Here is an 11266-nt window from a genome sequence, read left to right as displayed (position 1 = left end):
GCTGTGTGGAACCACCCGATCCCATCCCGAACTCGGAAGTGAAACGCACATGCGCCGATGGTAGTGTGGCCTAAGCCATGCAAGAGTAGGTCATCGCCAGGGGCTTTACCCTAAAACGCCGCAACCAACAGGTTGCGGCGTTTTTCTTTGTGCGCGTTTTAACCCCGCAGTAAGCCGGCACTTAATCCCAGCCCGATTAACTTCAGGGCCTGCTTCGATACTCGACATTAATCGTCGCCGCCCCTGTAGGAGCGACGTCAGTCGCGACCCCGGGACGCGCTGAAGAAACATAGCCAACGTCATCCATCAAAGCGGCGCGACATCGCCAGGGTAGGAGCGGCGCGAGCCGCGACTGCGCGCTCGCGGTCTTGCGGCGCTTCGACCACGCAAGACCGGAATCAGAATCAAACCCAAAGCTTCCGCCCGTAAACGGGCGGGTTACTTTCTTTTGTCATAAGCAACAGCCGCCCTACGGGGCTCCCCTTGACCGGCAAAGCGCCAAAGCAAAGCCATAAGCAAAGCGGATCAAAATCCCGGCTACGGCTATGGCAACGCTCAGCCTTGGCGACGTTGGCGACTTCGCATTTCCAGCTTCGAACCACCACACAGCTATATCTCGCGATATTCATTAATGAGCCGCGAAGCATATTTGTGCATTCAATAGTCAATCGAACCACGCAATCGATTGGCGGCAATCACTTGTTTGGTCGGCGCAACCTGCGGGATTCGAGGCGTGCATTATGTATTCCCGGCCTCGCCGGACTCGGCCAGATAGACAAGGGAAAATCACATGCAAAGGCGTCAATTCATGAGCGTGCCGTTGGCCATGACTGCGGCAGCGGCGGCGAGCGCAATACCTACATCCGCGGCAAGCGCGCCGCTGGCGGCGGACGATTACGTCACCTTCGAAGACTACGGTGCCGTCGGCGACGGCGTAGCGGACGATACTGCTGCGATCCAGGCGGCGATTACCGATAATCCCGGCCGCGAAATCTGGGCGACGCGGCGTCACTATCGTTTGACCGCTGCCTTGCACATCGTGCGCGGCGTGGTTCTGCGGGCCGCTCAGGGCGGCGTGCAGCTGTCGATGGATGTCGCCGACCGCGATCACATCGTGATCGGCGACGGCACCGAGAACGGCATGTTGAACAGCCTGAATACCGTGATCGACGGATTCACGTTCGCGCCTGGCGCGAACGCCGGCACATCGACGACCGGCTCGTGCATTTTCTTCAATTTCTGCGCCTTCTTCGATGTCCGCAACTGCGACTTCTACGCTCGCTTTTACTCGCAGGCGAAGCTATTTCGCGGCATGACGCTGTTCCGGGCGTCCGACGGATTCATCCGCCATTGCCGCCTGCGTTATTTTCGCGAGGACGGCATTCATACGACCGGTTCGTCGCACAGCGCGAGTCCGAATCCCTACCGCACCGTCGACGTGCGCATCGAGTCGACGCGCATCTACGCATGCGCCGGCTACCAGGTCTACTTCGGACCGCACACCGGCGGCATGTTCGTAAACGACCTGATCCTGATGCAGGCCGATCAGAATCCGGCGTTCTATATCGATTCCGACCCGGTGACCCAGGACGGGACGAATTTCTTCGTCGTCAACGTCAATATCGAAGGCGGCAATAGCGGCAGTCGCGGCATCGTCGTCAATAAAGGGCAGGCCGTGCAGATCGTCGGTGGCTGGGTCGGCGGCATCCTCGGCAACGGTGCGGGGGTGGAGCTCGGCGCAGGCGCGAGTTCCTGTGAAATCAACGGGCTGAAGGCGGATTACTGCGGACTGATCGTTAACGGTCCGGCCAATTCGATCAAGAATTGCGATATCACCGGAGACTTGACCAGTACCGTCAACGGCATCGTCCTCGGGCCGGGCGCGAGCGACACATTGATCACTGGGTGTCGGATCCGTCAGTTCACCGGCCCGGCGATCCTCATCCAGAAGCAGCCGGGTGGCCCGGCCCATTGCGTCATCAGCGGTGTGACGCTCAAGGACGCGCCGGCCTCGCCTTATATCGAGGGGGCCGACTACCGGGAAGGCCCGTCGATTACCGGCATCCGTAGCGACGCCGCCGTTTACATGACGGCAGCTGCGCAGGTGCAACTCAACTACGGAGCAGAGTTCTATCAGGTGATCGGCGGGACGGCGATTCAGGACCTGGTACCGCGAAATCCGGGGCGGCGAGTGACCATTCAGGCCGGTTTGAACGGCGTAACCTTCACCGGCAACGGTGTATTGCAGCTCAAGGGTGGCGCCGCCAGCGTTACGGTGCCCGCTTATCGGACCATCGAATTCATGTCCGACGGCCTCAATTGGTTTGAATCGGGAGGCAATCGCTGATTCTGGTTCGTCTCCATAACGGTTGACCGATCCGAATCCTGCTGCGCACTTCCGGCAGGATTCGGATCACGGTCGCCTCCCGTCAACGGGCATCTACCGCCCGAAACGTCACCACCAGCACGTCCCGATGCGCTTCGAGCGTCGGGTCTTGCGGGGTCACTGCGGTTACGCCGTGGAAGACGCGGGCATCGTCGACCAGGGCGGCGTCGAGCGGGGCGGTCAGGGTGAAGCTGCCGAGCAGGCTGCCGTCGGCGCTGTGGATGGTGGTCGTGCCGCTGACGATGTTGTGGCGATCGATCAGCAGTACCAGCACGTAATCCACGCCGTCGCGGTGCACCCCTTCGGGCGTGGGCTGGCCTGCTTCATCGCTGCGGGCCTCGATGCGGAACTGATGCAGTTCGATGTGCCAGCCCGGTACCTGCGGCGCCAGCTGGCCGAAGAAGTCGCGGCAGAAACCGAGCACGGTCGCCAAGGTGGCGCCGTTGGCGACGTCGTCGCGTACCGGCTCGAACCAACGTTCGATGTCGCCCTGCAATGCGTTGTAATTCAGGCTTTGGTAGTGAGGCTGATGCGGCTGGCGCGCGATCGCGCCGTCGCGACCGGCGCGGAACACGGCGTGGCGGCGGCGGCGATGGCGGCCGACGCTGGCGAGGTAAGTATCCGGCGCCAGGTCGTTCCAACTGTCGGCGAACGCGGCCCAATCCTGCAGCGAACCGTGCCGCTGCAGATGCGTGCGCATGTCTTCGCCGGCGACGAAACGGAAGCCGTCGCGACGCAGGGCATCGGCGAAATCCTGGTGCTCGGAACTCGGTGCGGGGTTCATGCCTGACTCTTGAAGACGGAACGAACGAAGTCGAGACGAACGGTCAGACCGCCGCAAGCGCCGCTTGCGCCAGCAAGGCGATCACGCAACCGAAGCCGACGAACCAGACCAGGCTGCGCAGGGGCGGTTTGCGCAGCAGATAGAACAGGCCGTGCAATACGCGGCAGACGATGAAGACCAGCGAGAGCACGACGATGATGCCGGTATCGACGCCGGCCATCTGCGCGCCGAGCACGCCGGCCGCGAACGGTGCGAAGGCCTCGAAAGCGTTGAGGTGCGCGGCATACGCGGCATTGCTACGCGGATTGTCCTGACGGCTCTGCCAGGCGCGGGGATCGCGGTTGTCGTAGCGCTGGCCGCTGCCCTTGGCGATCGCGACCCAGGCATAGGGCAACAACGCGGCGATCAACAGGCACCAATAAGCGATGGTCATGGACATGCGCGTTCCCTCATGGCCGCGGAACGCGGCCTGCAAAGCCTAGCGGAAAAAACGACGGCGCCCAGGGGCGCCGTCGTCTGATCGCTTTGCGGTCGCGGGCGACCGGCCGAACGTCCGGCCCGGCCACCCGGCGGCTTACTTGGCCGGAGCGGCCATCAACTTGTCGTGCGCCGCGCGGAAGGCATTGCCTTCGTACCAGTTGGGCCACTGCTCGTTGCCGGCCAGGACCTTGCCGACGCCGTACAGCGCATCGAGGTCCTGGACCACGCCGTCGAGCTTCCAGTTCGGGTCGAACTGGTCGGCGGGCTTGTGATAGCGGTGGTCGCGATAGTCGACCTGGGCCTTCTGTCCGGCTTCGGTACCGCCTTCGAGCAGATCGTCGCCGCCCTTGGCGTACAGCGCGGGCACGCCGGCCTTGGCGAAGTTGAAGTGATCGGAGCGGAAGTAGAAGCCGTCCTGCGGGGTGGCTTCGGCGTGCAGCACGCGACCCTGGCCGTCGGCGATGGTCTTGAGGATGTCCTCGAGCTCGGAGCTGCCGTAGCCGACCACGGTGAAGTCCTTGGCCTTGCCGATGATCGGCATGGCGTCGAGGTTGATCACCGCGACGGTCTTGTTGAGCGGGACGGTCGGATGGGCGACGTAGTACTTGGAACCGAGCAGGCCCGACTCTTCCAGCGTCACCGAGACGAACAGCAGCGAACGGTCCGGCGGCGGCGTCTGCTTGCTGAAGGCTTCGGCGATCTCGAGGATGCCGGCCACGCCGGAGGCGTTGTCGATCGCGCCGTTGTAGATCGTGTCGGTGCCGCCGGCCTTGCCGTCGCCGGCGCCGTGGCCTTCGTGGCCGCCTTCGCCGGTGTGGTTGCCGAGGTGATCCCAGTGCGCCATGTAGACGATGGCTTCGTCGGGACGCTTGGCGCCGTCGAGGCGCGCGATCACGTTGCGCGAGGACTTCTCGCTGATCTTGCTCTTCAGATCGACCGAGGCCTTGGCCTGCAGCGGGATCGCCTTGAAGCCGCGCTTGCCGGCTGCCTTGTAGAGCTCGTCGAGGTTCTGACCGAGATCGCCGAGCAGCTTGCGTGCGCTGTCGCCGGTGATCCAGCCCTGCACCGGCAGGCGCGGTTCCGGATCGTCCTTGGCCGGCAGGTCGAACTGCGCGCCGGACCAGGAATTCTTGACCACCTCCCAACCGTAGGAGGCGCCGGCATCGTCGTGGACGATCAGCGCGGCGGCGGCGCCCTGGCGGGCGGCTTCTTCGAACTTGTAGGTCCAGCGGCCGTAATAGGTCATGCGCCGGCCTTCGAACAAGGTCGCGTCCTGGCTGTGGAAACCCGGGTCGTTGACCAGGATCACCACGGTCTTGCCCTTGACGTCGACGCCGGCGTAATCGTTCCACTTCTGCTCGGGCGCATTGACGCCGTAGCCGACGAAGACCAGGTCGCTGGCGTCGAGCTTGACCTCGGCCTGGCCGGTGCGGGTGCCGACGACCATGTCGCTGCCGAACTTGAGTTCGCGCGGCTGGCCCTTGACCTCGAGCTTGAGCGAGGTGGCCTCGTCGGCGGTGGTCTCGACCATCGGCACGGTCTGGAAATAGCTGTCGCCGTTGCCGGGCTTCAGGCCGAGGCGTTTGAACTGCGCTTCCAGGTACTGGACGGTCTTTTCTTCGCCGGCGCTGCCGGGCGCGCGGCCCTCGAATTCGTCGGAGGCCAGGACCTTGACGTGCTGGGCGAAGTCGGCGGCGTTGATCGCGCCGTCGAAGGCGTGATCGGCGGCGGTGCCGGGCGTCGCCGCCGGGGCATCGGCCGGAGCCTTCGCGTCCGGTGTTTCGGCCGGCTTGTTGCAGGCCGACAACACCAGAGCGGCGGCCACCAGCGAGGTGGCGGTGAGGAGCGGGGTACGGGACATCAGACCTCCAGGAGCGGCCGGTGGGCCGGGGGTGGGGGAGGTCCATTCTAGGGGCAACTTTGAGGTGGCGTTGTCCCGTGCGTGGCCACTGACGGGCGCGGTTCCCGCGCACGCACCCGGCCCGGCCCGTTCAGCGGGCCGGGCCGGGCGGATCGACGGCTTACTCGGCCGGCGGCTTGGGCGTGTTGTAGGCGATCGCGGTGGCGCCGCGGATCGCGCCGGTCTTGGCGGTGGCGTGCACGTACAGGGTGACTTCGCGTTCGAACACCAGCGGGCCGTCGACGCGCGCGTTCGGGCCGATCACCACGCGCGGGTTGCGCGGCTTGAGCTTGATGCCGATGCCGCTGGGCTTGACGTAGTGGATGCCGCCGCTGACGTGCGAGTCGACCCCGACGGTGACATCGCCGTTGACGGTTTCGATGCCGCCGGTCACGTCGGTGTCGACCAGGCCGATCGAGCCGTTGACGGTTTCGATGTCGCCGCGCACGGTGCCGCCGCGGTCGACGAAGATGCCGCCGTTGACCGTTTCCAGGCCGGCGCTGGCGGTGACGTTGCTGCCGACGCGGATGCTGCCGTTGACGGTCTCCAGGCCGCCGGTCTGGCTGCGTGCGCCGACGCTGATGCTGCCGTTGACGGTTTCGGCGTCGGCGACGCGGGCGTTGTCGCCGATCTTGATGCTGCCGTTGACGGTTTCCAGCGTGCCTTGGCTTTCGCCGGAGCCGACGGTGATGCTGCCGTTGACCTTGCTGATGCCTTCGGCGGCGAACGCCAGCGGCGAGGACAGAGCGATCAGGACCGAGAGGCTGAGAGTGAGGCGGGGGCTCGTCATGGCGTGTTCCGTTGTTTGGTGGACAGGGACTGAGATGCGGGCAATGCGCAAACGGTTTACGTGCGGGTAAAGAAATCCTGCATCGGCCGCCGCCCGGCGTTGAGGATCAAGCACTTGCCGGCGCCGCTTCGAGCCGGGTCATGCCCGATCCGCCGCCGCGCGGCGGTTGCACGGGGCTTCATGCCCCGCTTCGCTACAATCGCAGGACCCGCCCGTGGCGGCCCCTGCCCCAAGTCATAGGAACTTCCGACGTGTCAGCGCCTTCCCGCCCCAAGCCCGTAGTGTTGTTGATCCTGGACGGTTGGGGCCATCGCGACGATCCCGCCGACAATGCCCTGGCCCAGGCGACCCTGCCGAACTGGCACGCCCTGCTTGCGAGCGAACCGCACACCCTGATCCACACCGAAGGCCGTCACGTCGGCCTGCCGGACGGGCAGATGGGCAATTCCGAAGTCGGCCACATGAATCTCGGCGCCGGCCGCATCGTCTACCAGGACCTGACCCGCGTCGATGCGGCGATCGAGGACGGCAGCTTCTACGCCAACGAAGAATTGCGCGCGGCCTGCGCTGCGGCCAAGGCGAACGGCGCCGCCCTGCACGTGATGGGCCTGCTCTCGCCGGGCGGCGTGCACAGCCACGAGCAGCACATCTTCGCCATGCTCGAACTGGCCCGTCGCGAAGGCGTGGCCCGGGTCGCCGTGCATGCCTTCCTCGACGGCCGCGACATGCCGCCGAAGTCGGCCGCGCCGAGCCTGGAACGCCTGCAGCAGGTGTGCGAGAGGGTCGGCAATGCCCATATCGCTTCGATCAGCGGTCGCTACTACGCGATGGATCGCGATCAGCGCTGGGACCGGCAACTGCGCGCCTGGAACGCGATCGTCGACGCCGCCAGCGAGCATCGCGCCGCGAGCGCGCTCGCAGGCCTCGAGGCCGCTTATGCGCGCGGCGAGACCGACGAGTTCGTTGCTCCCACGGTGATCGGTACCGATGAAGCCGGCGCAAGCGCGGCGATGGCCGACGGCGACGCGGTCGTGTTCATGAATTTCCGCGCCGACCGCGCCCGTCAGCTGACCGCGGCCTTCGTCGATCCGGCGTTCGCCGGTTACGAGGCGCGCCGGCCGAAGCTGTCGCGCTTCGTCTGCCTGACCGAGTACGACGCCAAGTTGCCGGCGCCGGTCGCGTTCGGCCCGGACGATCTGCATAACACGCTCGGCGAATTGCTGGCCGCGGCCGGCCTCACCCAGTTGCGCATCGCCGAGACCGAAAAGTACGCGCACGTGACGTTCTTCTTCAGCGGCGGCCGCGAAGAACCGTATGCCGGCGAAAGCCGCATCCTGATCCCGAGCCCGAAGGTCGCGACCTACGATCTGCAGCCGGAAATGAGCTGCCCGGAGCTGACCGAGAAGCTGGTCGCATCGATCCGCTCCGGCGCCATCGACGTCGCGGTCTGCAACATCGCCAATCCCGACATGGTCGGCCACACCGGCGATCTCGGTGCGGCGATCAAGGCCGCCGAAGCGGTCGATCAGGCCATCGGCGCGGTCGCCGCGGCGGTACGCGAAGTCGGCGGTGCCCTGTTGATCACCGCCGACCACGGCAACCTGGAAATGATGCGCGACCCGGAAACCGGACAGCCGCACACCGCGCACACGGTCGGCCCGGTGCCGTTCGTGTATCTCGGCTCGCGCAAGACCGCGTTGCGCAGCGGTGGCGCCCTGCGCGACGTCGCCCCGACCATGCTCGACCTGCTCGGCTTGGCGCAACCGGCCGAAATGACCGGGCAGAGCCTGCTGGAGCGCTGATGCCCAATCTGCGCGCGTGGAGTTTGCCGGCACTGGCGACGCTCGCGTTCGCTGCGGCGTCGTTGCTCGTGCCTGCGTCGGCCGCGCTGGCGGCGGCGCAGAACAGCAGCCGCGAGACCGAACGCAAGCTCGAGAAAATCAAGACCGAGTTGAAGTCGGTCGCCGCCGAGCGTCGCCAACTCGAAGGCCAGCGCGGCGACGCTTCGCAGCGACTGCGCGCCGCCGACGAACAGGTCGGCCATTCCAACCGCGCCCTGCGCGAGACCGAAACGCGCCTGGCGCGCGAGCAGGCCGCATTGAAGGATCTGCAGACGCGTCGCGATGAGCTCAACGGCAAGCTCGGCTCGCAGCGCCAGGAGCTCGCGCGCCTGCTGCGCGCGGCCTATGCGCAGGGCAACGACGCGCCGTTGAAGTTGTTGCTGTCGCAGGACAAGGTTGCCGACAGCGGCCGCATCCTGACCTACCACGGCTACGTCCAGCGCGACCGCGCACGCCGCATCGCCGAGCTCGGCACGCAACTGCGCGAACTCGATGCGATCGAGCGCGAGATCGTCGAGCGCCGCGTTACCCTCGACAGCACTCGCAAGCAGCAGCGCAGCCAGCTCGGCCAGCTCGAGAAGGACCGCAAGGCGCGTGCCGCGTTGGTCGCGCAGATCAACGAAAAATACGAAGACCGCAGCACCCGCGAGCGCGAGCTCGGCCGCGATGCGAAAGGTCTGGAGCAATTGCTGGCGAAATTGCGTGCCGCCGCCGCGCGCGCCGAGGCGCAACGCCGCGCCGCCGCCAAGGCCAAGGCCGAACGCGAAGCGCGCGAGGCGAAAGCCGCGGCCACCGCGGCGGCCTCGGGCAAGCCCGTGCGCACGACCACGCCGCGCAAACCGCCGGTCGCGGTCGCCAGTGCGCCGCCGCCGCAGGTCGGCGGCTTGGGCTGGCCGGTGTCGGGCGCCTTGCTGGCCGGGTTCGGCGGCACCATGCCCGATGGCCGCAGCAGCGAGGGCCTGTTGATCGGCGCCGCCGCCGGCAGCACGGTCAAGGCGGTCAGCGACGGCACCGTGGTCTATTCGGAGTGGATGACCGGTTACGGCCTGCTGCTGATCATCGACCACGGCAACGGCTACATGAGCCTGTACGCGAACAACGACGCCCTGCTGAAGGACGCCGGCGCCACGGTCAGGAAAGGCGAGGGCGTCGCCACGGTCGGCAGCTCCGGCGGGCATGGCCGCCCGGCCCTGTATTTCGAGCTGCGCCGCGGCGGCCAACCGGTCAATCCGAACACCTGGTTGCGACGCTGATCGCGCATTTAACAAAAGCTTGCAAACGCGCCGATTAACGTGCGCAGATAGCCGGTCGAACCCGGGCCGCCTGCCGCGGTCCAACCGGTACCTGTCTCGGAGCTTCGTGCATGTCCCTGCGTCATCCTTTGCGTAGTCTGCTTCCGCTCGCACTCGCGTTCGGCGCCGCTCCGGCGTTGTCGCAGGTAACGCCTGCGCAGCAACCACCGGTGCAGCAGGCGCCCGAGACACCGGCTTCCGACAAGCAAGCTCCCGACAAGCAGGCTTCCGACAAGCACGCCGCCGAACAACCGGCCGCGGACGAACCCGCGGCGCAGCCGCCGACGCCGGATGCAGCACCGGCCAAGGACCAGGCGGTCCCGCCGGCGCAGGCGCCGAGCAGGGATGCGCCGGCCAAGGACGCGTCCGGGCAGAAGGCGTCCGAGCCAACCCCGGCGCAGGACAAGCCCACCCAGGACAAACCCGCCGACAAACCCGTCGCCGCCAAGGCCAAGAAGGGCGACGACGCCAGCGATTCGAAAGTGCCGATCGAGGAAATCCGCCGTTACGTCGCGGTCTACAACGCGGTCAAGCAGGCCTATGTCGAACCGGTCGACGACGCCAAGCTGATGCACTCGGCGATCCGCGGCCTGTTGTTCGATCTCGATCCGCACAGCGTCTATCTCGACAAGGTCGCCGCCGAGGATTTCGACGAGCAGTCGCGCGGCGCCTACGACGGCATCGGCGTGGAACTGCAGCGCCAGCCCGACGGCAGCCTGCGGGTGATCTCGCCGATCGACGACACGCCGGCCGCGCGCGCCGGCATCAAGGCCGGCGACCTGATCACCGCGATCGACGGCAAGCCGTTCAAGGTCGACGAGGGCGACAGCTCCGGCCCCTTGCGCGGTCCGGCCGGCAGCAAGGTCGTGCTGACCATCGTGCGCGAAGGCCGCGACAAACCGTTCGACGTCACCGTCGCGCGCGAGACCATCCGCGTCGCCAGCGTCAAAGGCCGCATGCTCGAACCCGGCTACGGCTATGTGCGGGTCAGCGCGTTCCAGGCCGACACCGCGGCCGATTTCGAGAGCCAGCTCGAGAAACTCAAGACCCAGGCCGGCGGCAAGCTGCGCGGCCTGGTGATCGACCTGCGCAGCAACCCGGGCGGGCTGCTGACCTCGGCGGTGCAGATCGCCGACGACTTGCTCGAGAAGGGCAAGATCGTCAGCACCCGCGGCCGCATCGCGATCAGCGACGCCGAGTTCGGCGCGACCCCCGGCGATCGTCTCGACGGCGCGCCCGTGGTGGTTTTGGTCGATGCCGGCTCGGCCAGCGCCTCGGAAGTGTTGGCCGGCGCCTTGCGCGACAACGGCCGTGCGCGCGTGGTCGGCAGCCGCACCTTCGGCAAGGGCTCGGTGCAGACCGTGCTGCCGCTCGACAACGGCGACTCGGTCAAGCTGACCACCGCGCGTTATTACACCCCGAGCGGCAAGTCGATCCAGGCCCTGGGCATCATCCCCGACGTGCTGCTGCGCGCGGCCAAGAGCGAAGACGACAAGCGCCCGAGCTACTACAGCGAGGCGACCTTGCCCGGCCACCTGCATGGCGACGAAGAGGACGCGCCCGGCACCAACGCCGGCGAAGTGCTCGAAGGCGATGCACCGATCGCTTCGGCCTTGGCCGAACTCAAGAAACCGGTCGCGACCGCGGCCGGCGCCGGCGTGCGTCGCTGACGCAGGTGCCGCCGATCGCGGCGCGGGTTACGCCACGCACAAACGAAAAACCCGGCCGCTGGCCGGGTTCTTTTCTTGTATCGCTTCTCGTATCGCTGCAAACCGTTGCCGAGGTTCGCCGGC

At 66.6% G+C, this 11266-nt stretch carries 7 protein-coding genes, 1 rRNA gene and 1 pseudogene; 5 read left to right on the top strand and 4 right to left on the bottom strand.

Annotated elements, in window-relative coordinates; genetic code table 11:
• Together rrf and LC490_RS21050 are read left to right on the top strand one after the other, a co-directional pair.
• Positions 1 to 102, top strand: a 5S ribosomal RNA gene (gene rrf, locus LC490_RS21055); the annotation flags it as partial.
• A 706-nt stretch (positions 103 to 808) separates the two neighbouring features.
• Positions 809 to 2347, top strand: a complete 1539-nt coding sequence (locus tag LC490_RS21050) for a glycoside hydrolase family 55 protein (RefSeq protein ID WP_223621498.1) — start codon at positions 809 to 811, stop codon at positions 2345 to 2347.
• Positions 2348 to 2429: 82 nt separating this feature from the next.
• On the opposite strand, the gene LC490_RS21045 is transcribed toward LC490_RS21050, so the two are convergent.
• The 4 genes from LC490_RS21045 to LC490_RS21030 all read right to left on the bottom strand — a co-directional run bounded on the left by LC490_RS21045 (position 2430) and on the right by LC490_RS21030 (position 6340).
• Positions 2430 to 3170: a 2OG-Fe dioxygenase family protein gene (locus LC490_RS21045; RefSeq protein WP_223621497.1), complete on the bottom strand. Its 741-nt coding sequence runs from the start codon at positions 3168 to 3170 to the stop codon at positions 2430 to 2432.
• A gap of 43 nt (positions 3171 to 3213) precedes the next feature.
• Complete coding sequence (locus LC490_RS21040) at positions 3214 to 3609, bottom strand: MAPEG family protein (RefSeq protein WP_200875808.1); 396 nt, start codon at positions 3607 to 3609, stop codon at positions 3214 to 3216.
• A gap of 135 nt (positions 3610 to 3744) precedes the next feature.
• Positions 3745 to 5511: a M28 family metallopeptidase gene (locus LC490_RS21035; RefSeq protein ID WP_223621496.1), complete on the bottom strand. Its 1767-nt coding sequence runs from the start codon at positions 5509 to 5511 to the stop codon at positions 3745 to 3747.
• 160 nt (positions 5512 to 5671) lie between these two features.
• Positions 5672 to 6340 carry a hypothetical protein gene (locus LC490_RS21030; RefSeq protein ID WP_031371314.1) on the bottom strand — a complete coding sequence of 223 codons (669 nt, stop codon included), beginning with the start codon at positions 6338 to 6340 and terminating at the stop codon, positions 5672 to 5674.
• 251 nt (positions 6341 to 6591) lie between these two features.
• Between LC490_RS21030 and gpmI the strand changes: the two genes are divergently transcribed.
• The 3 genes and pseudogenes from gpmI to LC490_RS21015 form a co-directional block, all read left to right on the top strand.
• Positions 6592 to 8142, top strand: a complete 1551-nt coding sequence (gpmI, locus tag LC490_RS21025) for a 2,3-bisphosphoglycerate-independent phosphoglycerate mutase (protein WP_223621495.1) — start codon at positions 6592 to 6594, stop codon at positions 8140 to 8142.
• A complete protein-coding gene (locus tag LC490_RS21020) occupies positions 8142 to 9434 on the top strand; it encodes a peptidoglycan DD-metalloendopeptidase family protein (RefSeq protein ID WP_223621493.1) in 1293 nt (430 codons plus the stop codon). The genes gpmI and LC490_RS21020 overlap by 1 nt, the downstream gene beginning before the upstream one ends.
• 500 nt (positions 9435 to 9934) lie before the next feature.
• Positions 9935 to 11122 (top strand): annotated as a pseudogene (locus tag LC490_RS21015) (S41 family peptidase); the annotation flags it as partial.
• Between the last annotated feature and the right edge of the window lie 144 nt (positions 11123 to 11266).

Source organism: Lysobacter sp. ESA13C (assembly GCF_019970005.1).
Taxonomy (GTDB): domain Bacteria; phylum Pseudomonadota; class Gammaproteobacteria; order Xanthomonadales; family Xanthomonadaceae; genus Lysobacter; species Lysobacter antibioticus_B.
This window is presented reverse-complemented; position numbering and strand designations above follow the sequence as displayed.

Excerpts from the sequence above, each read along its gene's own strand:
- LC490_RS21030 (WP_031371314.1), bottom strand. The coding sequence starts at position 6,340 with ATGACGAGCCCCCGCCTCACTCTCAGCCTCTCGGTCCTGATCGCTCTG.
- LC490_RS21045 (WP_223621497.1), bottom strand. The coding sequence starts at position 3,170 with ATGAACCCCGCACCGAGTTCCGAGCACCAGGATTTCGCCGATGCCCTG.
- LC490_RS21020 (WP_223621493.1), top strand. The coding sequence starts at position 8,142 with ATGCCCAATCTGCGCGCGTGGAGTTTGCCGGCACTGGCGACGCTCGCG.
- LC490_RS21050 (WP_223621498.1), top strand. The coding sequence starts at position 809 with ATGAGCGTGCCGTTGGCCATGACTGCGGCAGCGGCGGCGAGCGCAATA.
- LC490_RS21040 (WP_200875808.1), bottom strand. The coding sequence starts at position 3,609 with ATGTCCATGACCATCGCTTATTGGTGCCTGTTGATCGCCGCGTTGTTG.
- LC490_RS21035 (WP_223621496.1), bottom strand. The coding sequence starts at position 5,511 with ATGTCCCGTACCCCGCTCCTCACCGCCACCTCGCTGGTGGCCGCCGCT.